General features: G+C 68.5%; 27 protein-coding genes. 14 read left to right on the top strand and 13 right to left on the bottom strand.

Annotation, left to right across the window (positions count from 1 at the left end; all coding sequences use genetic code 11):
• The first annotated feature begins 92 nt into the window (after positions 1–92).
• Together RUR_RS23010 and RUR_RS23005 are read left to right on the top strand one after the other, a co-directional pair.
• Positions 93–770, top strand: a complete 678-nt coding sequence (locus RUR_RS23010) for a uracil-DNA glycosylase (protein WP_283137236.1) — start codon at positions 93–95, stop codon at positions 768–770.
• 194 nt (positions 771–964) lie between these two features.
• Positions 965–2,710: a S8 family peptidase gene (locus tag RUR_RS23005; RefSeq protein ID WP_283137235.1), complete on the top strand. Its 1,746-nt coding sequence runs from the start codon at positions 965–967 to the stop codon at positions 2,708–2,710.
• A 362-nt stretch (positions 2,711–3,072) separates the two neighbouring features.
• Here the strand turns inward: RUR_RS23005 and RUR_RS23000 are convergent, their stop codons facing one another.
• The 7 genes from RUR_RS23000 to RUR_RS22970 all read right to left on the bottom strand — a co-directional run bounded on the left by RUR_RS23000 (position 3,073) and on the right by RUR_RS22970 (position 9,565).
• Positions 3,073–4,203 carry a methyltransferase domain-containing protein gene (locus tag RUR_RS23000; protein ID WP_283137234.1) on the bottom strand — a complete coding sequence of 377 codons (1,131 nt, stop codon included), beginning with the start codon at positions 4,201–4,203 and terminating at the stop codon, positions 3,073–3,075.
• A 13-nt stretch (positions 4,204–4,216) separates the two neighbouring features.
• On the bottom strand, positions 4,217–5,077 hold the full coding sequence (locus tag RUR_RS22995; protein WP_283137233.1) for a radical SAM/SPASM domain-containing protein: 861 nt from the start codon (positions 5,075–5,077) through the stop codon (positions 4,217–4,219).
• Between the two features lie 197 nt (positions 5,078–5,274).
• Positions 5,275–6,117, bottom strand: coding sequence for a helix-turn-helix domain-containing protein (locus tag RUR_RS22990; RefSeq protein WP_283137232.1), 843 nt, complete (start codon positions 6,115–6,117; stop codon positions 5,275–5,277).
• Between the two features lie 10 nt (positions 6,118–6,127).
• Positions 6,128–6,649, bottom strand: a complete 522-nt coding sequence (locus RUR_RS22985; RefSeq protein ID WP_283137231.1) for a DUF6879 family protein — start codon at positions 6,647–6,649, stop codon at positions 6,128–6,130.
• Positions 6,650–6,847, bottom strand: coding sequence for a hypothetical protein (locus RUR_RS22980; protein ID WP_283137230.1), 198 nt, complete (start codon positions 6,845–6,847; stop codon positions 6,650–6,652).
• Positions 6,848–7,148: 301 nt separating this feature from the next.
• The gene (locus RUR_RS22975; protein ID WP_283137229.1) at positions 7,149–8,324 is read right to left on the bottom strand and encodes a cytochrome P450; all 1,176 of its coding nucleotides are present in this window, start codon (positions 8,322–8,324) and stop codon (positions 7,149–7,151) included.
• Positions 8,321–9,565, bottom strand: coding sequence for a hypothetical protein (locus RUR_RS22970; RefSeq protein ID WP_283137228.1), 1,245 nt, complete (start codon positions 9,563–9,565; stop codon positions 8,321–8,323). Before RUR_RS22970 ends, RUR_RS22975 begins: the two co-directional genes overlap by 4 nt.
• A gap of 185 nt (positions 9,566–9,750) precedes the next feature.
• Here RUR_RS22970 and RUR_RS22965 point away from each other — a divergent pair, with 185 nt between their 5' ends.
• The gene (locus tag RUR_RS22965) at positions 9,751–10,815 is read left to right on the top strand and encodes a tetratricopeptide repeat protein (RefSeq protein WP_283137227.1); all 1,065 of its coding nucleotides are present in this window, start codon (positions 9,751–9,753) and stop codon (positions 10,813–10,815) included.
• On the opposite strand, the gene RUR_RS22960 is transcribed toward RUR_RS22965, so the two are convergent.
• Both RUR_RS22960 and RUR_RS22955 read right to left on the bottom strand, forming a co-directional pair.
• Complete coding sequence (locus tag RUR_RS22960; RefSeq protein WP_283137226.1) at positions 10,812–11,465, bottom strand: response regulator; 654 nt, start codon at positions 11,463–11,465, stop codon at positions 10,812–10,814. The genes RUR_RS22965 and RUR_RS22960 overlap by 4 nt on opposite strands.
• Complete coding sequence (locus RUR_RS22955; protein ID WP_283137225.1) at positions 11,462–12,679, bottom strand: sensor histidine kinase; 1,218 nt, start codon at positions 12,677–12,679, stop codon at positions 11,462–11,464. The genes RUR_RS22960 and RUR_RS22955 overlap by 4 nt, the downstream gene beginning before the upstream one ends.
• Positions 12,680–12,786: 107 nt before the next feature.
• Between RUR_RS22955 and RUR_RS22950 the strand changes: the two genes are divergently transcribed.
• From RUR_RS22950 to RUR_RS22940, 3 genes are read left to right on the top strand one after another with little or no spacing between them, the layout of a single operon-like run.
• The gene (locus tag RUR_RS22950; RefSeq protein ID WP_283137224.1) at positions 12,787–13,011 is read left to right on the top strand and encodes a hypothetical protein; all 225 of its coding nucleotides are present in this window, start codon (positions 12,787–12,789) and stop codon (positions 13,009–13,011) included.
• Positions 13,011–13,502: a PH domain-containing protein gene (locus tag RUR_RS22945; RefSeq protein ID WP_283137223.1), complete on the top strand. Its 492-nt coding sequence runs from the start codon at positions 13,011–13,013 to the stop codon at positions 13,500–13,502. Before RUR_RS22950 ends, RUR_RS22945 begins: the two co-directional genes overlap by 1 nt.
• On the top strand, positions 13,499–15,076 hold the full coding sequence (locus RUR_RS22940; RefSeq protein WP_283137222.1) for a PH domain-containing protein: 1,578 nt from the start codon (positions 13,499–13,501) through the stop codon (positions 15,074–15,076). Before RUR_RS22945 ends, RUR_RS22940 begins: the two co-directional genes overlap by 4 nt.
• A gap of 60 nt (positions 15,077–15,136) precedes the next feature.
• Here RUR_RS22940 and RUR_RS22935 read toward each other — a convergent pair whose 3' ends face one another.
• The 3 genes from RUR_RS22935 to RUR_RS22925 all read right to left on the bottom strand — a co-directional run bounded on the left by RUR_RS22935 (position 15,137) and on the right by RUR_RS22925 (position 18,191).
• Entirely contained in the window at positions 15,137–15,784 is a 648-nt protein-coding gene (locus tag RUR_RS22935; RefSeq protein ID WP_283137221.1) for a fasciclin domain-containing protein, read from the bottom strand.
• A gap of 210 nt (positions 15,785–15,994) precedes the next feature.
• Positions 15,995–16,582: a sigma-70 family RNA polymerase sigma factor gene (locus tag RUR_RS22930; RefSeq protein WP_283137220.1), complete on the bottom strand. Its 588-nt coding sequence runs from the start codon at positions 16,580–16,582 to the stop codon at positions 15,995–15,997.
• 901 nt (positions 16,583–17,483) lie between these two features.
• Positions 17,484–18,191, bottom strand: a complete 708-nt coding sequence (locus RUR_RS22925) for a phosphatase PAP2 family protein (protein WP_283137219.1) — start codon at positions 18,189–18,191, stop codon at positions 17,484–17,486.
• A gap of 555 nt (positions 18,192–18,746) precedes the next feature.
• Between RUR_RS22925 and RUR_RS22920 the strand changes: the two genes are divergently transcribed.
• From RUR_RS22920 to RUR_RS22885, 8 genes are all read left to right on the top strand, one after another.
• Positions 18,747–18,995, top strand: a complete 249-nt coding sequence (locus RUR_RS22920; protein ID WP_283137218.1) for a hypothetical protein — start codon at positions 18,747–18,749, stop codon at positions 18,993–18,995.
• Between the two features lie 25 nt (positions 18,996–19,020).
• Complete coding sequence (locus RUR_RS22915; protein WP_428847018.1) at positions 19,021–19,554, top strand: Asp23/Gls24 family envelope stress response protein; 534 nt, start codon at positions 19,021–19,023, stop codon at positions 19,552–19,554.
• Positions 19,551–19,847 carry an Asp23/Gls24 family envelope stress response protein gene (locus tag RUR_RS22910; RefSeq protein WP_283137216.1) on the top strand — a complete coding sequence of 99 codons (297 nt, stop codon included), beginning with the start codon at positions 19,551–19,553 and terminating at the stop codon, positions 19,845–19,847. The genes RUR_RS22915 and RUR_RS22910 overlap by 4 nt, the downstream gene beginning before the upstream one ends.
• Positions 19,844–20,032 carry a hypothetical protein gene (locus RUR_RS22905; protein ID WP_283137920.1) on the top strand — a complete coding sequence of 63 codons (189 nt, stop codon included), beginning with the start codon at positions 19,844–19,846 and terminating at the stop codon, positions 20,030–20,032. Before RUR_RS22910 ends, RUR_RS22905 begins: the two co-directional genes overlap by 4 nt.
• On the top strand, positions 20,029–20,388 hold the full coding sequence (locus RUR_RS22900; RefSeq protein ID WP_283137215.1) for an Asp23/Gls24 family envelope stress response protein: 360 nt from the start codon (positions 20,029–20,031) through the stop codon (positions 20,386–20,388). The genes RUR_RS22905 and RUR_RS22900 overlap by 4 nt, the downstream gene beginning before the upstream one ends.
• Positions 20,389–20,393: 5 nt before the next feature.
• Positions 20,394–21,032 (top strand): DUF6286 domain-containing protein, encoded by a 639-nt coding sequence (locus RUR_RS22895; RefSeq protein WP_283137214.1) that lies wholly within the window; start codon positions 20,394–20,396, stop codon positions 21,030–21,032.
• Positions 21,029–21,616, top strand: coding sequence for an alkaline shock response membrane anchor protein AmaP (gene amaP / locus RUR_RS22890; protein ID WP_283137213.1), 588 nt, complete (start codon positions 21,029–21,031; stop codon positions 21,614–21,616). Before RUR_RS22895 ends, amaP begins: the two co-directional genes overlap by 4 nt.
• Positions 21,617–22,240: 624 nt before the next feature.
• Positions 22,241–23,458 carry an ROK family transcriptional regulator gene (locus RUR_RS22885; protein WP_283137212.1) on the top strand — a complete coding sequence of 406 codons (1,218 nt, stop codon included), beginning with the start codon at positions 22,241–22,243 and terminating at the stop codon, positions 23,456–23,458.
• A gap of 174 nt (positions 23,459–23,632) precedes the next feature.
• On the opposite strand, the gene RUR_RS22880 is transcribed toward RUR_RS22885, so the two are convergent.
• Positions 23,633–23,779 (bottom strand): hypothetical protein, encoded by a 147-nt coding sequence (locus tag RUR_RS22880; protein WP_283137211.1) that lies wholly within the window; start codon positions 23,777–23,779, stop codon positions 23,633–23,635.
• Positions 23,780–23,808 lie beyond the last annotated feature (29 nt).

Genomic DNA, 23,808 nt, shown 5'->3' with positions numbered 1-23,808 from the left:
GGACCCGGTCTCACCGTCGGGGTGGGTGAGACCGGGCGAGGCCCTACCAAATGGGGTACTCATGTCGGTGCGCGGCGCTAGGGTAAACGGCTATGGCAGGGCGTCCACTGAATGAACTCGTCAATGCAGGCTGGGCGGAAGCCCTCGAACCCGTCGCCCCGCGCATCAGCGCGCTGGGCGACTTCCTACGACAGGAGATCGCCGAAGGACGGCAGTACCTTCCCGCCGGAGAGCACGTCCTACGGGCCTTCCAGCAGCCCTTCGAAGACGTACGGGTGCTGATCGTCGGCCAGGATCCCTATCCGACCCCCGGCCACCCGGTGGGCCTGAGCTTCTCCGTGGCGCCGGAGGTGCGCCCGCTCCCGGGAAGCCTGGTCAACATCTACAAGGAGTACGTCGAGGACCTCGGGCATCCCAAGCCGAGCAACGGGGACCTCACCCGGTGGACCGAGCAAGGCATCCTGATGCTCAACCGGGTGCTCACCGTGGCGCCCGGCAAGCCCGCCTCGCACCGGGGCAAGGGCTGGGAAGAGGTCACCGAGCAGGCCATCCGCGCGCTGGTGGCCCGGGGAACCCCCATGGTCGCGATCCTGTGGGGACGCGACGCCCGATCGCTCAAGCCGATGCTCGGGCCGGTGCCGTGCGTGGAGTCCGCGCACCCCAGCCCGCTCTCGGCGCGGAGCGGGTTCTTCGGCTCCCGCCCGTTCAGCAGGGCCAACCAGCTCCTTGAGGAGCAGGGTGCCCAGCCGGTCGACTGGAAGCTCCCGTAGGTCGTCGGATCACATCGCTCCACCGAGGAGATCGCCGGGGAATCCGGCGGTCTCCTCTTCATTTATTCGCCCGACCGAAATCGGTTTATGAAAACGTATCCCAGTGACCGGGGTTACCGACGTGACAAATCTTTACAATCTTCGTAATCCGTGAAATGAGGGTATGACACTAACCCATCGACTCGGAGGTGTGGGTGAAGCGCGTCCTCATCCTCATCGTCGCCGCCGCCACAGCCGGCGTATTGGCGACACCCCCCGCCCAGGCCGGACCCGCCGCCACGGCCGGCGCAGGCGAATACGTCGTCCTCTACAAGGAGGGCGTGGCACCGGCCGCCGCACACAAAGCGATCAAGGCGGCAGGCGGAACGATCCTCAAGGAGAACACCGACATCGGGGTGGCCACGGTCGCCGCACGCGACGCCGGGTTCGCGAACGCCGCACGGAGCCAGGACGCTCTAGCCGGAGTCGCGCACAACCGGTCCATCGGCTCGGTCCCCAAGTCGACCCCGCTCACCGGCGACGCCCTCAAGCGTGCCGTCGAAGCCAGAGACGTCGAACGGGAAGCCCGCAAGGACACCCGCACGGCCACCCGCCCCGGGCAGGCCGGCGGAGACGAGGAACCCCTCGCCGGCCTCCAGTGGGACATGAAGCAGATCAAGGCCACCGTCGACGGGTCGTATCGGGTCGAACCCGGTGACCGGCGGGTCCGCGTCGGCGTCATGGACACCGGCGTCGACGGCAGCCACCCCGACATCGCGCCGAACTTCGACCGCAGGCTCAGCCGGAACTTCACCGTCGACATCCCCGTCGACGCCAACGGCGACGAAGTCGACGGCCCCTGCTCCGCCGAGCCCGACCAGTCCTGCCAGGACCCGAGCGACGTCGACGAGAACGACCACGGCACCCACGTCGCCTCGACCATCGCCTCGCCCGTCAACGGGATCGGCATGTCCGGCGTCGCCCCCGGCGTCAGCATCGTCAACCTGCGCGTCGGCCAGGACTCCGGCTACTTCTTCCTCCAGCCCACCCTGGACGCGCTCACCTACGCCGCCCGAGTCGGCATCGACGTCGTCAACATGAGCTACTACCTGGACCCGTGGCTGTTCAACTGCGTCGACAACCCCGCGGACTCGCCCGCGGACCGGCTGGAGCAGCAGACGGTCATCACCGCGACCCAGCGGGCCATCGACTACGCGCACCGGCGCGGCGTGACCCTCGTCGCCGCCGCAGGCAACCAGGCCGCCGACTACACCAGGGAGTACATCGACACCGGCAGCCCGAACTTCGCGTCCGTGCCCGGTGAGGCGCCCTACACCCGGACCATCCCGCCGAGCTGCGTCTCCATCCCGACCGAGGCCGAGAACGTCATCTCCGTCTCCGCCAACGGCATCAGCGGGCGCAAGTCCTACTACTCCAGCTACGGCAACGGCTTCGTGGACATCTCCGCCCCCGGTGGCGACACGTACGACACCGCCGACAACAAGATCGACCGCAGCAAGGGAATCCTCGCCGCCTACCCGCGGAACATGGCCGAGCAGAACGGGCACCTCAACCCCGACGGCACGCCCAACGTGCCCTGGGTGATCCGCGACTGCGACGGGGCGACCTGCGGGTACTACCAGTACCTCCAGGGCACCTCGATGGCCTCGCCGCACGCGGCCGGCGTCGCCGCCCTGATCGTCAGCAAGTACGGCGTCCGCGACGGAGCCCGAGGCGGGCTCACCCTCCCGGCGCCCGTCACCGAGGCGATCCTCAAGCGGACCACCGACGACGTGGCGTGCCCCTCGCCCCCTGCCCACACCTACGTCCGCTACATCCTCCAGGCCGACGGCACCTTCCGCGAGGTCCGTGCCACCCACACCTGCGAGGGCACCGCGACCCGCAACGGCTTCTTCGGCGAAGGCCGAATCAACGCCCTCCGCGCCGTCCGCGGCCACTGATAGGTGTTTCCCCTGTGGTGCGAGCTCCCCGGAGTAAGCACCGCAGGGGTCGACCGGCCGGGCACGGTTCGGGTGACAACAACGGACGCGCGATACCCCGTCAGGCACGATCCGGCTTACAAGAACAGTACTTTCGACATTGACCGCGACGGTTCGCGCCGGACAAAGGGCGTCCGGCGCGAACCGTCGCGCGCATTCTCGCGCCGCAAACAGCGCGGCGCGAGAAGTGCGGACGTAGCGTGACCAGCACCTAAGGCCCAGCCGCTCTTACGGCCGGAGCCCGGGAACCCCGCAATAGAACCTCGGCTGTACCAGCTGTGACAACCGCCTTGATCGTGACTACGGAGTAGGCCCCACGCGCGCTATCCGATGACGGCCTTCCAGCCGCCCCGCTGAAGGTTGATCGCCCCATCCGGGGTGATCACGGCCTTCGCCCCGTACAAGGGCAGGCTCCCCTCGACCAGCCACCGGTGCCGGATCCCGTCGAGGATGTCCCACAGGCGGCGCGGGCCGCCCTGGTGGACGGTCGGCGGCTGGTCGTGGAGGGCCGTGGCGCGTACCCACGAGCCGTCCGCATGCGCCATCCACGCCGTGCGGCGGCCGTCCTCTCCTTCCTCATACCAGTGGGAGACGCCAGGCACGACCACCTCCAGCATCGACTGGAGTTCCCACGCCTCGATCACCTGGACAACCGGGTACCGGCCGACGGAAACATCGTCGCCGTCGCGGTCGCGGATCCGTTCGAACACTTCCGGCCGGGAGGGGTAGTCGGCGCCGTGCCGCACAACCATGAACCCGGCACGGTCCCACTGAACGCTCCCGACCGCGCCACCGTCCGCCGTCTTGTCCGCGACGATGATGATCGTCATATTGGCGACGGTGGTGACGAGCCTGCCACCTGGGCGGAGCGATTCCAGCCACGAGGCGGGGATGCGCGGCACGGACACGGTGGCCACGATCCGGTCGTACTCACCGGGAAGCGGGCCGGTCGCGTCCACCGTCACGACAGCCGGACGGAGACCGATCCCGTCGAGTCGTTCTGTGGCGATCTTCACCAGGTACGGGTCCACGTCGACGCTCGTCACCCGCCGGTCGCCAAGCCGGGCCGTGAGCAGGGCGGCCCCGTATCCGGAGCCGACCCCCACATCCATAACGTCGACGCCGTCGTGCAGGTCGGCGTGGCCGAACATGCGCAGGACCAGGCTCGGCAGCGTCGCCGACGACGTCGGATTGCCTCGGGGCCGGTCCTCGGCGGAGGCGTCGTCCGCGTGCAGACCGCCGATCCGGGTGACCAGCGTGCGATCACCGTACGCCGACGACGCCCATGCGCGTGGGTCGGCCGGTCCGTCGACCACATGTCGCCCGTCCGGTCCGGGCGCCCACCAGCGCGGCACGAGCAGATGCCGGGGAGTACGCGCAACGGGGTCTCGCCATCGTGACCGCGGTCTGGTCACCTGCTCGGCGAGACGGGCGGCATGGGGGGTCCAATCCATGGCGGCGATTCTCCTATTGTCCGTCGACCTGCTGAGCAGGAGCGCAGTCGGCGCCGTCACTGGCAGGATTGCATTCGGGGTCACACACGCCGGTGACGGGCGGGATCCGGGTGAGAGCCTCGTACCACGCCTGGCCGCCAACAATCGCGGCGAGCGGCTGGGCGAGGACGTTGCCGGTGATCATCCAGCGGGACAGGACGCACGGGGTGACATCCCCGCTGGGGGAAACCGCGAGCCGCTTGTCGCCGCACCGGCCGCACAGCTGGGACGGGTCCGGAGCGGCGGTGAGGGTTGCGGCTCGGCCGATGCCGCGGAGCCGGTCCACACGAATCCTGGTGACGCCAAGCGCGGAGAGTTCGGTACGGGCCTCCTCGATGTGCTGGCCGGGCAGCATGTCCACGATGGCGGCCCGGATGGAGATGCCGAGGCCGACCGCGCGGATGATGTTCGCGCGCGTGCGGCCGTATCCGTCGTGGCGGCCGGTAATCCGGGCGTGCTCGGACTGCTGGTTGCTGTAGAAGCTCGTGGCGAGCGAGACGCCCGGCCGGGCCAGCCGCTCCCACAGAGATTCCTTGATCCGGTACAGGTTCGTGAACACCTCCACCTGAACCTTGTCGATGGCATGGGTGAGGATGCGCTCGAACTCCGGATGCCGGGTAGGCTCGCCGCCGATGAACTGCACCTCGTGGATGGCGAGGGCCGCGGCCTCGTCAATGAGGCGGCACCAGTCGTCGCCGGTCATGGCGCCATGGCCGACGAGAGGGCCGGACGAGGCGTAGCAGTGGCTGCAGGAGAGTTGGCAGCGGCCGGTGAGTTCGGCCGCAAGGTACCAGCCCGCGAGCAGACCAGTGGCGGGTTCGGTGAGCACGGTCATCGCATTCGCCTCATTCCAGCTGAGGTCCGGATGGTGCTGGCGATCACAGCCCCGGGAAGGGCAGACCTCCTGTCGCGCCGTCCTGCGCATCAGGAGCACGATCGTGACGGTAAAACGCGAGCCGGCATCCAACAAGGATTATTCTCGAATATTCGAATTCCTTGGAATAGTGTTCAGGCGGGAGAAGAAGCAAGAATTCATCCCGTGCCTGGCAACTCATCGATGACCCTGGTCAGCAGCCGCCTAGCCTCACTCCCATAGTCGGCAACCGAGGCTAAGCGATCGAAAACCTGAGCATAGAGACCGATCTCCCGAGGCTCTTTCAGCGTGAGTTCTGCACCGATTGTCTCCACAAGCACCATCTGATCATCGAAGATCCAGAACCCATGCTTGGGCGAGTCAGGCAACTCGGCACCAAAGCCGACGATTCCCACACGAATGGTGCTCATTGCGCACAGGGCGATGAGCCTGTCGAGCTGCCCGAACATTACCTCGACAGGACATAGGCGATACCTCAGAGCAGCCTCTGTCATCACAAAGTGAAACCGCTTGCCTGGCCGGTACAGCACCTCCTGACGTTGCATGCGGACACGTACCCCCTCGTCGACGTCGTCGACGACCCCGTGGCGCTTCACCGACTGGCTGAGCCGATATCGGGCGTAGTCAGGCGTCTGAAGCAGGCCAGGGATCACGGTGGTCTCGAACGCCCGGATGCGTGTGGCTCCCGCCTCCAAGGCGATGCTGGCTCGCTGACGTACTGCGGTGCCGCCGCCGAGCCGCCGCCGCCATTCGGCGTACATACTCTCCAGCGTCTCCAGCCGAGCCAGCAGAGGAGTGGCCGCATCCTCGCCTCCCGTCGCCACTGCCCAGGTGCGAATGTCGGCCTCGGTCGGCGTCTGCCTACCATTCTCAATCTTGGAAACCTTGGACTGCGGCCAGCCGAGCAGTTTCGCGAGCGCTGTACCGGTAAGTCCGGCATTCCGGCGTAGCTCGCGGAGCTGTCGGCCGAGTGCCTCCCTGGCTTCCTGAACTCGTGGCACGGTGGATGTTCTACCGCTGTTGTGCGTATCGCGCGAACGGCACGGCGTAATGCCAGGCGGCGTCTCGCCAATAGCAGTGCCGCACCACCACAGCCGGATCCGTGACGAGCTCATGCCGGAGGGGCCGGTCGTTCTCGTCGAAGTGGAGCCGAACGAGTTGTCGGGAGTCGAAAAGAGCGAAGTCGTAGCCGGGGAGGCCGCTTCCTTCGGTCTTGGGACGGGGCAGATAGCGGATGTCCTCGCCCGCTTCGGCATTGAGCGGCCCGCCTGCAAGAAGCCACCGCACGTAATCCGAATGCGGTTCACTCACCACGCGCACCCGCTCGATACGTTTCCCCTGCTGCGTGGCCGTCTTCATCCGAGCCAGCCACGGCCGCCTCGCTCGATCAGGATCCGGCTCATCAGCCAGGAACCTAGACAGCGACTCCTGCTCGGAGGATACGGAGTAGCGGTCTCGGACCTCGAACTTGAACGCGGAGTGCCGGAAGTCGTCCCACAGGGCGCCGAACTCCTCAGCGGTGAGCAGCGGCACTCAAGACCCCGGGGCGAAGCGCAGCAGCTCCGCGGGAATCTCGACGAAGCTCTCCCCGGGCAGGACGTTGCGAAGCTGGCCAAGCGCCTCCGGGTCGGTAACAAGATCACCCTGCACGACATAGGTTCCACGATCGGTGGCGTAGAGAGTGGGGCACTGCCCGTCGTCGGAGGTGCTGCCGAGAAACGTGAGTTTCATGCTCGGACCTCTCTGGAATTCTGGAATATTGTCGTTCTCTGATGGTCATGCTCGAATATCAAATCGTCAAGACTGCTGCGCGAGCAAAAGAGAGAGGCGCATCGTTGGGTCGTTGCCCTCAGCTGGATTGCCCAGATCCACCGAGTCCCCGGAAATTTGGGTTCCAGCACAGCCTCCTCGCTCCAAACCATCCGTAGCCCCAAAGGCACCTTTGGGTTCGAAACGCCACCGCGAATCTGGTAGCCCCGGCGTGATGAGACTGCATTAGAAGGGCAATGGGAAAGAGGACGAGAGAAGACGCCTACTCTGCCATCCGGATTGTCAGCGTGGCGTAGGTGGGGACCAGGACTTTCCTGGCGGGGGTGCGGGACTCGATCCGCCAAGGGCGGCCTGCGGCGGTGAGGGTTTCCAGGAGGCGGGTGAGCTGGGCTCGGCCGAGGGCGGCGCCCAGGCAGAGGTGGCGGCCGGCGCCGAACCAGAGCTGGCGGGTTTCCGGAAGGTAGGGGCGGGTGACGTCGAAGCCGCCGGGGCGGTTGTTGGCGGTGTGGACGGCGAGCAGGATCCGGTCCCCGGCGCGCAGCCGACGGCCCTGGACCACGACGTCCTTGGCCACGTGCCGACCGAGTACGGGCGCCGCGGAGGTGACCCGGAGTCCTTCCCGTACCGCGTCGGGGATTCGGGAGCGGTCCGCGAGGAGGGCGGCGGTCTGCCCGGTGTCGGCGAGCAGGGCGACCGTACGGGCCATGGCGGAGGCCGCGGTCTCGGTGCCGGCGATCGTCACGAGGGTGGCGAGCGCCTTGGCGATCTCCACGTCGAGGCCGATCTCCCGGCTGCGGCCGAGAATCGTCTCCGCACCACGGGTTCGGTAGGCCTCCTCGACTCCTCCGGTGATCTCCCGGACCACCGATCGTGCCTGTTCGATCGTCTCGGGGGCGAGCACGGTGGAGACCTGGGTGCCGAGGGCGAGGGCGGCGAGCCGCTCCCCGGATACGAACAGCCTCAGGTAGGCCTCGTCCCGGTCGCGCAACTCCAGACCGAGTACGTCGGCCACGACCCGGCCGGTCATCAGTTTGGCCGTCCGCACCACGTCGACGCGGTCGCCTTCGGCGAGATTTCGCCGTACATCGGACAGCATGGGGGTGAGCACCCGGTCGACCAGCGCCGTCGACTTGACCTCGGTGAACATGTCCCGTGCTTTGACCCTGAGGTCGGCGTGGCCCTGTCCGCCGAAGAACGCGGCGAAGGCGGGACCGAACAGCTGTCCCCACAGGTGCCCGACTCCGCCCTCCCCCACCATCGTGAAATGGTCGTAGTCGTTGAGGATCCGGCGGGCCACGACGGGGTCGTTCACCACCCAGCCGACGCGGGGGATCTTCCTGATGGGTCCGGTGACCCGCGCCAGGGTGAGCAGCGCGGCCAGCGAGGGGTTCCCGGCCCGGATAAGCCGCCGTTCGTGCCGCCGGGCGGTCGGCGTCACCGGACGGCTCCGGTACGGCCGGGGGCGGCGCCGTCGGCGAGGCCGGGACGCAGGCGGGCGCGCCACGGCATGGCCAGGACGATCGTGGCGAGGACCACGACGGAGGCGAGGGCCCAGGGCCGGTGCCAGGCCCACCAGACCGCGTCGCTCGGCGCCTGAAGCAGGACCAGGTATCCCCAGCCGGCCCAGATCCCGGCCGCGGTGAACAGGGCGGGGACCTCCCACCCGGGTCTGGCCGTGGGGTCGGCGAGGTCGGTCTGCCCGCTGAACAGCCCGGTGGGCCGGGCGAGCAGGTAGGGCATGAACCAGAGCAGGTACTGCACGCCGAGCCGGTGGGTGACGACGCAGAAGGCGAGCAGGATGGCGGAGGTGAGCACGATGGGGTCGGCCCGGCGCCAGAGGTACCAGACGAGGCCCATGGTGATGAGCAGGAGTGTGGTCCCGATCCGGCCGTAGAGCGGGTGCAGGGCTTGATCGCCACCGAGCAGGATCGCGGTCCACCCCCAGTCTCCGACGACGGCGCGGGTGCTGAGGAGGAGCCCGAGGTTTTCCAGCGGCATGGTGAGCAGCCAGAGCACGGGGACGAGTCCGGCGACGACCAGGCCGATCAGTCGCGCCCGCAGGCCGTGCAGGGCCGCCAGGATCCCGGGGACGAGCAGGACGGGCCAGCTGTTCACCGAGATCGCCATGCCGACGGCGAGGCCGGCGGTGACGGCCCGGCCCTGCCTGGCGAGGATGAGCGCGGCGACTCCGAACATGAGGGCGACCGGCTCGATCTGCCCGTGGAAGGCGCTGACGAAGATCGCGACGGGGTTGACGGCGTACTGGAAGCCGGCCCGGCGGCTGCCCGCGAGCCTGGCTGTCAGCGGGATGAGCGCGAGGTCCGCCAGGACCGGGGCGAACCGTCCGACGACCTGCCAGGGCAGGTCGATCAGCACTCCCAGCTGGTACTCGGCCGCCATCACGTAGGCCATCGGGGGGAGGAAGTGCCAGCCGCCTTCCCGGATCTCGCGTACCGGGTCCCGGCCGGCGATCACGTTCTCGGCGGTCTCCCGGAAGTCCGCGGCGAAGTCCCAGGGGACCCAGATGTCGCGGGAGGCGAGGATGAGGACGACGATTCGGAAGGCCGCCCCGATGAGGACGGCGAAGACGATCGCGGGCCCCCAGCGCCGCCGCCACCCGAGAAGAGCCGCCGCCAGCGCCACGGACACGACAAGACCGCTGATGAGCTGATGGCTCACAGATCTCCCAGATCGACGACGGCTCCGTGGTTTTCACCGACCGGAGTCACCATTATGGCCCAGCAATCGTGATGAAGTATCCGTCATCGGGATGATGCGGGTGATTCACCCCGGATTCGTATTCGGGCGGATGGATGACGACAACCGCCCGGCATGAACGCCATCCTGAGAGTAGCCTGACACAGGTGAGGGTGGCCCCGCTGACGGATCTACCGGCGCACCAGATCGTCGCGGATCTGGCCGCCGCTTGGAATAGACGCTGCACCCGGCTCGGCGCGACGGACCGGCCCGAGGCCGCGGCGGCGGCCGCGCAACGCTCCGTGGTCCTGTACGAGCGGCTCGACCTCACCGACCCCGACACCCGGGCCGGCCTGGCCAACGCGCTGAACAGCCTCAGCGTCCAGCAGAGCGCGCTCGGCCTCAACCACGCGGCGCTGCGTACGGCGGAGCGCGCGCTGGAGATCTTCGAAGACCTGCCGGAGTACCCGGCCGGCGTGGCCCTGGTGCTGTACAACACCACCGCCTACCTGGGGGCGCTGGGCCGGGGTGCCGAGGCCGCCGCGGCGATCGAGCGGGCGGTGGCCATCCGCCGGGAACTCTTCGAGCGGGACCCTCTGGGGATCGGACCGGACCTGGAGTGCTCGCTCAGCCGGATGTGCGGCCACCTGTCCAAGATCGGCAGATACGACGACGCGGCGGACGCGGCGGCCCAGCTCATCGCGCTGCTGGAGGAGCGGCTCGGCGACGAGCCCGACCGGGCGCTCGCCGAAGCCTACGTGGCGCTCGGGCTCAACCTGTTGAAGATCAACCGGACGATGGACGCCTCCCGGGTCATGAACTACGCGGACATGCTCTGGTCCGCACTCGGCACCCACCCGGGCAAACACGCCCACGCCGTCAGCCGACACGCGTTCTGCCAGGCCAAACTCGGCAACTACGCGGAGGCGGTACGGCTGGCGCGGCGCGCCGTACAGATCCACGAGAGCGCACCCGACCCCGACCCGCTGCTCCTGTCGGTCCTCCTCAGCGGGCTCGGGGAGTATCTGCGGATGCGCGGGCGGCACCTGGAGGCACTGGACGCCATGGCCCGGACGCTCGCCATCGAAGAGCGCCTCTTCAGCGAGGACCCGCACCTGCACCGCCCCTCGCTCGCCGAGACACTCGACACGATGAGCGAGATCATGACGGTCCTCGGACGGCACGACGCCGCGGGCCGGTTCCGCCGCAGACGTGAGGACCTGCTCGCCTAGTACGGATCGGAGTCGTGGACCAGCAGCGCCACCTGGACCCGGTTGTTCATGTCCAGCTTCGCCATGATCCTGGAGACGTAGGCCTTCACGGTGGCCACGCTCATGTAGAGCTCGGCGCCGATCTCGGCGTTGGACCTGCCCTGCGCCACCGAGACGGCGACCTCCCGCTCCCGCTCGCTCAGCCGGGCGACCAGCTCCCGGGCCCGAGTGCGCCGGGAGTCGTCCTCTCCCCCGGAGACGTGTGCGATCAGCTGCCGGGTGACCGTCGGCGACAGGATCGGCTCCCCCCGGGCGACCTTGCGGATGGCCGCGACGATCTCCGCCGGGGGCGTGTCCTTGAGCAGGAACCCGGCCGCCCCTGCGCGTAGCGCCCGCAGGACGTGCGCGTCGGCGTTGAAGGTCGTCAGCACCACGACCTCGGGGGCGCGCTCCCGCCCGCGCAGCCGCTCGGTGGCGGTGAGCCCGTCCACCTTCGGCATCCTGATGTCCATCAGCACGACGTCGGGTTCGAGCCGGCTCACCAGGTCGGGCACGTCGGCCCCGTCCGCGGCCTCGCCGACGACCACCAGGTCGTCGGTGCCGCCGAGGATCATCGACAACCCGGCCCGGACGAGGGCGTCGTCGTCCACTATCGCGACCCTGATGTTCATGCCGACCAGGGTAGCCACGCCCGGAGCCGGAATTCCCCGCCGAGCGTCGGTCCGTGTTCCAGACTTCCCCCGACCAGGTCGGCCCGCTCCTTCAACCCGATGAGTCCCGTACCGGTGCCGGGGATCTCCGTGACTCCGCCGGACGGCAGGTGGTTGCGGATCTCCACGGCGAGGCCGGTACCCGGCGAGCCCGCGACGGTCACCCGCACCTGTCTGCCCTGAGCGTGTTTGCGGGCATTGGTCAGCCCCTCCTGGGCGATCCGGTAGATGTTGCGGCCGAGGCCCTCGGGGACGGAGCCCAGGTCCTCCAGCGTGATGTCGAAGGTCACCTCGGCGCCGGCCTCCCGGGACTCCTCGATGAGCGCCGGGAGATCGGCCAGCTTCGGTTGCGGGCGTTCCGGCGTGCCGTCCGGCTGCCCGTACGGGCCGCGCAGCACCCCGATCACCTCGCGCAGGTCCTGGAGCGCCTGATGCGCGCTGGTGCGGATCGCCCCGGCGGCCCTGGCGATCTCCTCGGACGGGGCGTCCGGACGGAACTCCAACGCCCCCGCGTGCAGGCTCAGCAGGGAGATGCGGTGCGCGAGCACGTCGTGCATCTCCCTGGCGATCCGCTGGCGCTCCAGCTGGCGGGCCCGCTCGACCCGGAGCGCGGCCTCGCTCTCGGCCCGGACGGTGCGCTCCCTGAGGGAGTGCACCAACTCCCTGCGGGCGCGGACCAGCATCCCCCAGACGGAGACGACGGCGATGATCAGAGTGCCGATCAGCACGGTCATCCAGATCGGGGTCGCCGGATCCGGACGCAACACCAAATAAGGCACGACCGTCACGATGTGCAGGCCGCCGATGACGAGCACCCAGCGGAAGGGCCGGTGGACGGCGACCGTGAAGACGAGGACCATGACGGCACCGGCCGCCAGGTCCGAGACCAGGGTGACCGGCACCGACACCAGCCCGAGGGCCGCCGGCCAGCGACGCCGGAACCAGAGGGCGACGCAGGCGAGTCCGCCGACGATCTGCTCGACGAGCAGGCGGCCGCCGGTCATCGTCGGGCTGTTCGCCACATCCTGCGCGATCGCCAGACCGGCGCCCACCGCGAACAGGAAGCACAGGATGTCGACCAGCCAATCCCTGGTGGAACGCCGGACCCGCCCCCCGTGCCGGGGACCGTCGAGCAACCCCGCGGGGAGCAGCGTCTGATACTCCGGCCTGCGCATGCCATGAGGTTAGGTGTACTGCGGGACTGCGAGATACCAACCAAAGTCGATGCCGCACCTCCCTAAGAAAGGTGTGGGTAAACCGCCCGGATCGCCACGATGGAATCATGAAAGGACTCCTGCAGCTCCTCACGACGCTCATCCTGATCCAGGCGGTCGGCGGGCTCGTGAACAACCTCGCCGGAGGCTCGAAGAGCTGGTGGCTCGTGAACCATCTGACCTTCCTGGACGGATACGAGATCTACGCGAGCATCGCGCTGGGTGCCCTCGGCGTGGCCCTCCTCCTCGCCGTCGAGTCCAGGAGTCGCGGCAAGGCGAAGGAAGACACGTGATGAACGGCGTCAACCTGCGGCCCCCCCGTCATCAGGCCGACCCCCGCGTCGTCATCTGGTGGACGGTGCAGTCGCTGCTGTTCGCGGTGCCCCTCCTGGCCGTGCTCACCACGCTCCACCTGATCTTCACATCGGGCGTGATCTGGCTTACCGCCGGACTCGTCGTCCTCGCGCTGATCCTGCTCATCCCCATCCCGATCGTGCCGCGCATGCACTACCGCCTCAACCGCTGGGAGGTCACCGACGAAGCGGTCTACACCAAGACCGGATGGATCTTCCAGGAGTGGCGGATCGCCCCGATGTCCCGGATTCAGACCGTGGACACGGCCCAGGGTCCGCTGCAGCGCCGGTACGGGATCTCCGACGTCACGGTGACCACCGCCTCGACCGCGGGTGCGCTGCGCATCGTCGGCCTCGATCAGGAGCTCGCCGCCGAACTCACCCGGCGGCTGACCGAGATCACCCAGGCGACTCCCGGGGACGCCACATGAGCGAGTCGCAAACCCGGGGGTGGGAGCGGCTCGACCGCAAGACCCATCTCTACACGGTGCTGTCCGTGGCGCAGGCCGTCCCCCTGTTCTCCGTTCCGGTCGTCGTCTTCCTGTTCAACCGGGACCTGACGATCCCGCTCATCGCCGCGGCGGTGGTGGGACTCGCCCTCCTCGCCATCGCGGCGTTCGTCGCCCTCGACTTCGTCTACTGGCGGGTCACCTGGTATCGGGTCACCCCCGAGCGCTTCGAACTCCGGTCGGGCCTGTTCATCAGGAAACACCAGTTCATCCCACGGGATCGGATCCGCGTGGTGGACTTCACCGCCAAACCGGTCCACCGCGTCCTCGGTCTGCGCAGCGTCGTGGTGGGGACCGGGGAGAAGACCGGCGGCGACTCCCAGGACGAGTTCAAACTCGACCCGATCTCCCTCGCCCGGGCCGAGGAACTCCGCCGTGAACTGCTCGACTCCGCCGCACCCGCCGCGGTCCAGGCGCAGGAGCAGGCGCAGGCGCGGGGGAAAGCCGACCCGGCCATCCTCACCCTGAACTGGGCGTGGATCCGATACGCCCCCCTCACGGTCTGGATGTTCGTCGGCGGCACCGCCCTCGTCTTCGCGATCTACCGGGCGCTGGACACGGTCGGCGAACCCGAGGAGATGCAGGTCGTGCGGACCCTGTGGGCGGAGTTCACCGCGCTGCCGATCTGGCTCATGGTGGTGGTGGCCGTGGCGGCGAACCTGCTGGTCGGCCTGATCGCCTCGCTGGTCTTCTTCGCCGAGGCGTGGTGGCAGTATCGGCTGGAGCGCGAGTCGGGGGACACGCTCCGCATCCGGCGGGGACTGCTCACCGCCAAGTCGATCACGTTGAAGACGAAGCGGCTGCGCGGCGTCGAGATAGCCGAACCGCTCCCGCTCCGCTGGGGCGGCGGCGCCCGGGTCAACGTGATCGCCTCCGGGTTGAAGAAGGACGAGGAGGGGGCGACCGAGAGCGCGAAGGCGCTCGCCCCTCCCCTGCCCGTGAATCTGGCCGAGCGAGTGGGCGCCGAGGTTCTGGGGGACGTGCCCGTGGGCGAGGAGCCGGTACGGCTGCGCGTCCATCCCCCCACGGCCAGACGGCGCAGGCTGGTGGGGGCGGTCGTCACCCCGGTGATCCTTACGGCCGGAACGGGTCTGGCGGCCCTCTGGATTCCGGTGGTCCCCGCCTGGGCGCCCTACGTCACGCTCGCCCTGATCGCGCCGGCGCTCCTGCTGGCCCTGGACGCCTACCGCAGCCTTGGTCATCGGCTCAGCGGCGGCTATCTGATCGCGCGTTCCGGCACCTTCGTCCGCCGGAAGGTCTCGCTCCGCCGTACCGGAATCGTCGGTTTCACCCTCAAGCAGTCGATTCTGCAGCGGCGGTTGGGGCTCCTCACCGTCGAGGCGACCACGGCGGCGGGGTCGGGTGCCTACCAGGTGGTGGACGTCGCCTTCGACGAGGGGCTGGCGCTCGCCGACCGGGCCGTTCCCGGCCTGCTCACGCCGTTCATCGAGTACGACAACGCGCCTGCGCCCGTATCGGCTGACTCCCCTCGATAACCCACCGACGGGGGCCGTGACGAGGGGCCGGGAAGTCCCGGCCCCTCGTCACGATGTCGCCTACTGAGGCATGAGCACCGAGTCGATGACGTACACGGTGGCGTTCTTGGTGTTGATGTCGCCGCAGACGACGTTGGCCTTGTCGTCGACCTTGAACTCCTGTCCGGAGCCCGACGTGGTGATCGTGCCGCCCTCCAGGGTGGTGAAGCTGCCGTTCTGCAGGTCGGTCGGGGTCTTGCGTCCCTCCACGACGTGGAACTTGAGAATCTTGGTCAGCAGGGTCTCGTCCTTCATGGCCTTCTCAAGCTGATCCGCAGGAATCTTGGCGAACGCCTCGTTGGTCGGGGCGAACACCGTGATGTCCTCCTTCTTGTTCAGCTTCTCGGCCAGGTCCGCCTTGTCGACGGCCTTGGTGAACACCGACAGTTCGGGGTTGGACGCCAGCGCCGTGGCGACCGGCTCCTTGGCCATCTCCTCCAGGCTGCCCTTACCCGTCTCGGGGATCGCCGCGCAGGCGGGACCGAACGGCTTGCCGGGAATCGGGGGCGCGCCGGGCGTCGACGACTCGGGCGCAGGAGACGATACCTCCGGCATCGGGGCAGTCGCCGCGTTTTGCGCCGCACCACTCGACGCCGTACCACTCGACCCACAGGCGGTCAGCACCATCGCGGCACCGCACACCGTCACGGCGAGTATCTTCCTCTTCACCTGATCCTCCATGTGCTGAATCGTTTTCTGGCAATCGAGGCGGGCGGTACCGGAATCGGCACCATCGCCGTGTGCACGCCGCCTGGCGGCGCGGCCTCGCCGTGGACGAGCCTGAACGGGCATGTCTCCACGCTCCGGATTCGGAGGCACCGGACCAAGTGGATTGCTACTTGGCGTCAAGGATTTGCAACTTAAAGTGAAGAGCGTATTTCAGGCCCCGACCCCGAGACAGTCGCGGAGCCGGATCAACCCATCGCGCATCCGGGTCTTCACGGTCCCGAGCGGGATGGCGAGGACCTGCGCCACCTGCTGATGGGTGTACCCCTCGTAGTAGGCGAGAGTGATCGACTCCCGCTGCAGGTCGGTGAGGGAGGCCAGGCACCGGCGCACCCGCTCGTGCTCCAAGCGGTCCTCCACGTTCTCCGAGACGTGATCGTGCGGGCGTTCCGGGGAAAGGGCGACCGCCCCGCGCTCCCGCTCGTGCGCCGCCTGCTCCGATCGAACCCGATCGACGCTGCGGCGATGCGCCACCGTCATCACCCACGCCACCGCGCTCCCCTTCGCCGGGTCGAACCGGGCGGCGGTCCGCCAGACCTCCATGAAGATCTCCTGGACCACCTCCTCGGACTGCCCGCAGTCCCGCAGAATCCGGCGGACGAGCCCGTACACCCGGGCGGAGGTCTGCGCGTACAGCCGTTCGAATGCCTTCTCGTCCCCCCGGGCGACCACCCGGAGAAGCTCGTCGAGCGACTCCTCCGGCTGCCCGAAGCAGTGCCGATCCTCCTCAGCTTCTCGCATCGGCTCTGCCTCTCGCATCGGCGCACATCCCGTCTTCATGCGTGAAACCCGCCAAGGAATTCGAAGCCGTGACACCCGCGGGGGCCGTGCGACAGCCTCACGCCGATCGGAATGGAGCGCACAATCACCGGTCTTTCACCGGCCCCGCAGAACAGCGCGATCCTTACATTAAGCGGCGTCTGCCTGGAACAACGGTATTCCACCAGGGGGAATACACTTCGTCCGTCGACACGCTCCGGTATATCCGCAATCTTTAAGCCGTCATGAGGCTGGATTCTCGTGCTGTAGTGGGTTGTCCCGAAATTTCGTGCTTATTTGGATTTTGTACGGAGCTTCGCTCGGCCCAGGCGGCCTCCGCAGCGCTCGGCCGGGCGGTCCGCCGTACCGGCTCCGCTCGAACAAGGTCGGGCGGATCGGCTCCCACGACCTCTGGGTGAGGACCCCTTCCCGGACGGCTTCCGTCCCACGTCAACCGGTCGCCGGGGTTGTGGTGCGCGGAGTCGCAGAGGTTGGCGCTAAGCTACGGCCCAGGCTCGACGGGAAACCCTCCCGCACATACCGTGCGGCCGGGATTCCTCTCCGGCCACTTATCATTCCCCTGGGAATTGCAGCAATGAACAGCCTGATTGATCGCTCCACTCGTTAATAAACTTCATCATTTCTAGAGGAATCCCAAGCCCCGCAGCCATTCTCCATTCCAGCAGCACCGGATCCCGCAAGGTCGGTGTCGCCGAAGGTCTCAGGACCCTCCACGACGGCTGAGTAGGCGCGACCGACGACGGAATCCCTGACTGCGGGATGGCACCCGACAACCTGTCGCCCGCGCCTGCGGCCGGCCTTCTTGTCCGCCGGACATGTGCGCAACGCGTTCGGCGAGGACTTACGGGGAAGGTCGAGCGCGCTATGCGCCGTACCGGGCGAATCGGCGCTCGGTGAGGCGGCCCCACGCCGATACGACGGCGATGGAGACGACCAGCAACACGATCGCTCCGGCGACGTCGAGCACGTAGTGGTTTCCCGTGATGAGCACGACCGTCGCCATACCCAGCGGAAAGATCCACGACAGCAGGGCAAGTCGCGGATGGGAGACCCGCAGCGCGTACCACACGGCGTACGCGCACCACAGCGACCACCCCACGTGCATGCTGGGCATCGCCGAATACAGGTTCTGGCTGTTCTCGACCTCCCGTGCGGCGTGGCCGCTCAGAGCGTGGCTGCCCAGGATGTCGTGCTCGGCGATGATGTCGACGACACCCGGCAGGGCGAACCGCGGGGGCGACATGGGCAGCGCCCAGAAGACGGGCAGCACGAGGAGGATCATCGTGACGAGGGTCCGGCGGACCTTGACGTAGACCTCGGCGTGCCGGACGAAGACCCACACCAGCACACCGATGATCGCGAGGTAGTACAAGCGGTAGTAGTACACCGCCGGCTGGATGAGGGCCGGATGCTCGGTCAGCCACCGGTTCGCCGCCAGGGCGATGTCCAGGTTGAGGGCCCGCTCGATGGATTGCAAGGCCAGAGCGTTGGCGGTGGCGGCCGCGACGTCTTTCCCGGCGGCGGAATGGAGTCGTACGAAGACCAGGATCACGAGCAGCAGGAGTGCCACTTCGACGAGTGGTGCGGGGCGCCCACCCGTCTTCCCGACAAGTGCGACTGTTCGAGCACGTGCGACCAGGCGCGAAAACCCGCTGCCGGTCCCCTTAGGCAGGCTCACGCGGGTCACCCTAGTTCACCCCGCTTTGGTATGGATCATGTCGGCCGATAAATGCCGCTGCGAACCAACAAAACGTGATCGGTGCCCGGATAGGCACGGTTTGGTGTCGAGACCTTCTACCAAACAGCCGGACGACTCGACCAGGCCATCCCCTTACACGAGGCCACTCCGGCGGGGTGTGAGCGAGCACTCAGTTCGGATCACCCCTCGACGCGTGTCGTGCGGGCCAATCTTGATTCGGGTCGGAGCGCGCTTCGGTCTCCCTGGAACCGGTGATGGCCGCGTCGATGGTTGTGGCGGCGGGACCGCTCGACGGGCTAAGGGGATCATCCTCACCCTTTTTGTCCAGTTCCATGCCTGTTCGAGCGTGAACGGCGGAACTCTGGGGGTACATCGTGATTACGCTCTGTGTAGTGGGTACTACTAACAGGGACATAAGGGGGAATCATGGGAAAGCTCAACAGCAAGGGTGAGCAGTCATTCGGCAAGGGCAAGAAGGCCCCGAACCCAAACAAGGGTGCCGACGAGGCGCGTCGTGAGGCTGAGCGCAAGGCCGAGGAGGCCAAGGCGAAGGCCAAGGACGCGATCGGTGACGCCAAGAACAAGTTCGGCGATGCCAAGAACAAGTTCGGCGACACCGCAGGCAAGTTCGGTGAGTCGGCGAGCAAGCAGAAGGACCGCTACTCCAACGACTGAGCCAGCATAGATCGGGGGATTCACCATGTCCGAGATGAGAACCACTCCGTCGCAGACCACGCCGGCCAAGGGGGCGGAGCAATCCGTACCCCAGCAGCAGGCTCGGGAGAGGCAGGCGGTCCGGGAGGGCGGGGGCAGCCGGCTCCTGACCGACCAAGGTAACACCACGATCAGCGACACCGTCGTGGCGAAGATCGCGGGCATGGCGGCCCGAGAGGTCCGGGGCGTCCGCGACTTCGGTGTCGGGACGGCCCGGGCCTTCGGGGCCATCAAGGAACGACTGCCGGGGGGCGACTACGGCAGCGCCACTCGGGGGATAGCCGTGGAGGTCGGGGAGCGGCAGGCCGCCGCCGACATCGACCTCGTCGTCGAGTACGGGATCTCCATCCCGGATCTCGCGAACGCCGTCCGCAAGAACGTGATCGGGGCGGTGGAGCGGATGTGCGGGCTTGAGGTGACCGAGGTCAACATTCTCGTCGACGACGTCTGGCTGCCCGGGCAGGAGCGAACGCAGCAGCAGCAGCAGACGGGCGCCACGTCGGAGCCACGGGTCAAATGACCGGCGAGGTCGCGGGGCTCATCGCGGAGCGGGTCACGACGTGCCCGGATGTGGTGGGCCTGTCCGGCGGCCCGTACGGGACGGTCGCCACCTATCTTCCGGGGGAGATGGTCTCGGGGGTGGCGGTCCGCGACGACGAGGTGGAGATCCACATCGTCGCCAGGTACGGGCGGCCTCTGGCGGAGATCGCCGAATCGGTCCGGGGCGCGGTCGCCGATCTTACGGGGGACCTGCCGGTGAACGTGACCGTCGACGACGTCCGTACCGAATCTGAGCTTCAGGGGGAGACATGAACGCATACCCGATTTGGTCGATCGTCGGGCTGACCTACGGAACGGTGCTGGGGCTCGCCGGCGCGTTCGGCGGACTCGGCGCGTTCCTGCTGGTGCTCGTGCTGGGAGTGGCCGGCCTGTTCGTCGGCCGGGTCGCCGAAGCCGGCAACCTCGACATGTCCGACCTGTTCGCGAGGCGGCGATGAGCGAACCCCTGACCGGGCGTGGCGTCACCGTCGTCCCCGGCCGGGTGGTGGCGAAGATCGCCGCCGAGGCCGCCGGGGAGGTCGACCGGGCATCGGGGATCCAGCGCGGCCGGGTCGGCTCGCTCTGGACCGGCCCGAAGGCGTCGGCGAAGGTCGACGGCTCCATCGCCTCGGTCCGGCTGGATCTGGCGATCCGCTACCCCGAGCCGGTGCGGCAGGTCACCGCGGAGGTCCGCGACCACGTCCAGCGCCGGGTGCACGAGCTCACCGGACTCTCGGTCCGCCACGTCGACATCTCCGTGACGCGGCTCGAACCACCCGGCACCGACCCGGCTCCGGTTTGGGACACACTGTGACGGGCGTGACCGGCCTCCCCGGAGTGCCCGGCGAAGGCCCCACTCCCGGCGAAGGCCCCGAACCCGGTGATACCCACACCCAGACCCCCCAGATCATGACGAAGATACGGACCTTCCGGCCGAAACGGATGATCCCCGCCGTGCTCACGGCCCTGGCGCTGATCGCTGTGGGCACCCTCGTCGCGGTCAATGTGATCTCCACGATGCTCGGGCGGCCGACCTGGACACCGCCGTACCACCTGTTCGCCGGATGGGCGGCGAGCACCCCCTGGCAGGCCCCCGCCGCGCTCCTGACCGGCGCGATCCTCGCGCTCATCGGACTGCTCCTGATCGCCTTGGCGCTCGTCCCCGGACGCCCGAAACTCCTGCCGCTCCGCAGCACCGACCCCGACCTCGTGGTGGGCGTCAAACGCGGGGTGGCCGGCCACGCACTCGCGGTCGCGGCGACCCGGGTGGACGGGGTGCGCTCCGCGTGGGTACGGCTGCCGCGGGGCCGGATCGAGGTGTCCGCGCACACCGACCTGCGGGATCCGCACGGGATCCCCGAGCAGATCCACGCCTCGGTGTCCAGGGAGCTCGAACGGCTGGCGCCCGCGCAGGATCTGCCGATCAAAGTGACGGTACGGCATCGGGGGACGACATGAGCCGGACGAGCGAGCGCACCACCGCCAGGGGAAACCGGCTCGGCCTCACCCTGGTCGGACTCGTCCTGCTCGCCGTGGGCGGGCTCGCGCTCGCGCTCGGATTGGGTGCCTTCGGCCGTACCGTCGCCGCCCAGCCCATCCTTACCCGACAGACCGCGGCCTTCGCCCAGCAGCAGGCGTGGTTCTGGCCCGCCGTCGCCGCCCTCGCCGTGATCGTCGCCCTGCTCGGCCTCCGCTGGCTGTTCACGCAGGTCCGGTTGGACCGGATGCGGCGGATGCGCCTCGATTCCGATCCCTCCGGGGTCACCGAGATGGACTCGGCCACCGTCACCAACGCGCTCGCCGAGGAGGTGGGCCGCTACCCGCAGGTACGGGGCGCGCACGCCGTACTCGCCGGGTCTCCCGACCGTCCCCGGCTCCGTCTCAACCTGCAGACGGAACCGGACGCCGACCTCGGCGCCCTGCTCAACCGGGTGACCGACCAAGCGCTCCCCCATCTGCGGAACGCCCTCGAAGTGGACCGCCTCCCCACCGTCGCCAAGATCGACTTCACCACCGCCCCGGGGGCACGTCAGGTCCGGTGACGGCGTTCGCCGGCGGCGATGGGGAGCGTCACCCGCCGGTGTGTGGACCTCCGTTCCCCAGGGCGAGTGGCCGTACGGCGTACCACGCTGTTTGCCGTGGATTCGGGCGAGATCGCGGTCCCTGTTGCGCCGGCGACCTCCTCGACGCCACCGGCGCCCGGTGGTGTAATTGCCCGGCGGAAACCCATCTCGCGGCCGCATCAACGGCTCCCGCCGCCCTTGAGTCCACGGCCTTGCTCCCGGTCGGTGTCGCATCCTCGTCCGACGAGGTCAAGGCTCGTCTGTTCGCCGATAGGGGCCGCTTGGCCGCGTACCCGGGCGCTGTTTCGGATCAGCTGTGCCGGCAGGGTGAGCAGAACGAGGGGAATGAGCTTGGTGCGCCTGCCCGTTATCCGAGCGCCAGGGGTTGTACGGGTCCACATCGCCCCCTCAAGGGGGAAGGGTGCGCATGATAGTTAGCAAAGTTCCCTAACTAGACTGCCAGGATGGGCATACCGACCAATCAGTGCGTCAGCGAATCCGGATAGTCCAAGGCAGAGGGATAGAATGACGGCCGTACAACAATTGCCTCCACAGGTCTCAAGTTAGGAAAGTTTCCTAACTTTTACAGATAGGACCGTTCCGGTGGTCCAGCCCGCCCCCGCCGCACCCAACCTGATCCGCGTGGCCAACGACAAGGCCGCCCTTGAGGCGTTGACGGAACGGGGGCCGCTCACCCGCCCGGAGATCGGCGCACTCCTCGGCCTCTCCAAACCCACCGCTTCCCAGCTGCTCGCCCGCCTCCAGGACGCCGGGCTCGTCATCCCCGAAGGCACTCGGGAAGGCGGCCCCGGACGCGCCGCCGAGGTGTACCGGATCAACCCCGGCACCGCCTACGTCGCCGGGCTCGACGTCTCCCCCACCCGGATCTCCGCCTCCGTCGCCGACATCTCCGGAGCCGTCGTCGGCGAATACCTGCTTCCCACCCCCGGACGGACCGGAGTCGACGCCGTCGAACGCGTCCGCAGCGCCCTCACCGGAGCCTGCCTCGCCGCCGACGTCCCCCTGACGCGCCTCCGCCGTACCGTCATCGGCATCCAAGGCGCCGTCGACCCCGCCACCGGACGGCTCGGCTACGCGGCCCACCTGCCCGGCTGGCGCATGCCCCACCTGCTCACCGCCCTGCGCGACGGGCTCGACGGACTCCACGTGGCCGTGGAGAACGACGTCAACCTGGTCGCCATGGCCGAGCAGACGCACGGCGTCGCGCGGGCCGGCCGGAACTTCGTCCTGATGTGGGCCGGCGACGGGCTCGGCATGGCCGTGGTCCTCGGCGGCAGACTGCACCGGGGTGCCACCGGAGGCGCCGGCGAGATCGGCTACATGCCCGTCCCCGGAGCACCCCTCCCCCAGGTGCCCGGCCGCTCCGCCGCCTACGGACTGCACGCCCTCACCGGCGGCCCGGCCGTACGAACCGTCCTGAGGTCGTACGGCTTCCGCGGCCCCACCCTCGCACGGGCCGTACAGTCCGCCGCCGCGGCACTGACAGCCGACCCGGCCGGGAACGGCGACGAGGCCGCCCGGGCGAAGGACGCGCTGGACGACATCGCCACCCGGCTCGCGCTCGGACTCGCCGCCGTGGTCGCCGTCCTCGACCCCGAACTCGTCGTCCTGGCCGGGGACGTCGCGGTCGCGGGCGGCGAAACCCTGCGCGCCCTGGTGGAGCAGGAACTCCACCTCATGACGATCCCCAAGCCCCCGCTCCGGCTCTCCACCGTCGAAGGCAACCCGGTCCTCACCGGCGCCCGCCGCCTGGCCCTGCTCACCGCCCGCGAAGACCTCTTCGCCTCCACCACCCGGTAGGCCGTGCTGGTGATCGTTGCGCTCTATGCTCCCGCGGTGCACACACCACGACGATCATCCGGCCCAACCACGACCCACGACACTTCCCGCACCGACAGGTGGCCCCGGACCGCGCCTTGAGGCCGTACAACACCGCTTGTGAAGTCTGTACGGCCGAGCTCCGCCCAGCAGCGGTCAGCCGACGAGGATGGCGGACTGGACGATGAGGTCGGTGAGGGCTCGTACGGCTGCGGCCTGGCGATCTCCCGTCCGGGTTCCGACCCGGACCGCGCTGAGGTCGTACCCCGGCCGGAAACCCTCGCCCGGGCACGCTAGCTGCATTTATCGACATATGGCGAAATCAGCTCACA

Source organism: Rhizohabitans arisaemae, from assembly GCF_025996515.1.
GTDB lineage: Bacteria > Actinomycetota > Actinomycetes > Streptosporangiales > Streptosporangiaceae > Rhizohabitans > Rhizohabitans arisaemae.
The sequence above is the reverse complement of the archived record's forward strand: the minus strand, read 5'-3'. Positions and strand labels throughout refer to the sequence as shown.

Bases quoted from the DNA above. Each gene is read 5' to 3' on its own strand.
- RUR_RS23010 (WP_283137236.1), top strand. From the start codon at position 93: ATGGCAGGGCGTCCACTGAATGAACTCGTCAATGCAGGCTGGGCGGAA.
- RUR_RS23000 (WP_283137234.1), bottom strand. From the start codon at position 4,203: ATGGATTGGACCCCCCATGCCGCCCGTCTCGCCGAGCAGGTGACCAGA.
- RUR_RS22995 (WP_283137233.1), bottom strand. From the start codon at position 5,077: ATGACCGTGCTCACCGAACCCGCCACTGGTCTGCTCGCGGGCTGGTAC.
- RUR_RS22980 (WP_283137230.1), bottom strand. From the start codon at position 6,847: ATGAAACTCACGTTTCTCGGCAGCACCTCCGACGACGGGCAGTGCCCC.
- RUR_RS22960 (WP_283137226.1), bottom strand. From the start codon at position 11,465: ATGAACATCAGGGTCGCGATAGTGGACGACGACGCCCTCGTCCGGGCC.
- RUR_RS22955 (WP_283137225.1), bottom strand. From the start codon at position 12,679: ATGCGCAGGCCGGAGTATCAGACGCTGCTCCCCGCGGGGTTGCTCGAC.
- RUR_RS22950 (WP_283137224.1), top strand. From the start codon at position 12,787: ATGAAAGGACTCCTGCAGCTCCTCACGACGCTCATCCTGATCCAGGCG.
- RUR_RS22945 (WP_283137223.1), top strand. From the start codon at position 13,011: ATGAACGGCGTCAACCTGCGGCCCCCCCGTCATCAGGCCGACCCCCGC.
- RUR_RS22940 (WP_283137222.1), top strand. From the start codon at position 13,499: ATGAGCGAGTCGCAAACCCGGGGGTGGGAGCGGCTCGACCGCAAGACC.
- RUR_RS22930 (WP_283137220.1), bottom strand. From the start codon at position 16,582: ATGCGAGAAGCTGAGGAGGATCGGCACTGCTTCGGGCAGCCGGAGGAG.
- RUR_RS22920 (WP_283137218.1), top strand. From the start codon at position 18,747: ATGGGAAAGCTCAACAGCAAGGGTGAGCAGTCATTCGGCAAGGGCAAG.
- RUR_RS22915 (WP_428847018.1), top strand. From the start codon at position 19,021: ATGTCCGAGATGAGAACCACTCCGTCGCAGACCACGCCGGCCAAGGGG.
- RUR_RS22910 (WP_283137216.1), top strand. From the start codon at position 19,551: ATGACCGGCGAGGTCGCGGGGCTCATCGCGGAGCGGGTCACGACGTGC.
- RUR_RS22905 (WP_283137920.1), top strand. From the start codon at position 19,844: ATGAACGCATACCCGATTTGGTCGATCGTCGGGCTGACCTACGGAACG.
- RUR_RS22900 (WP_283137215.1), top strand. From the start codon at position 20,029: ATGAGCGAACCCCTGACCGGGCGTGGCGTCACCGTCGTCCCCGGCCGG.
- amaP (WP_283137213.1), top strand. From the start codon at position 21,029: ATGAGCCGGACGAGCGAGCGCACCACCGCCAGGGGAAACCGGCTCGGC.
- RUR_RS22880 (WP_283137211.1), bottom strand. From the start codon at position 23,779: ATGCAGCTAGCGTGCCCGGGCGAGGGTTTCCGGCCGGGGTACGACCTC.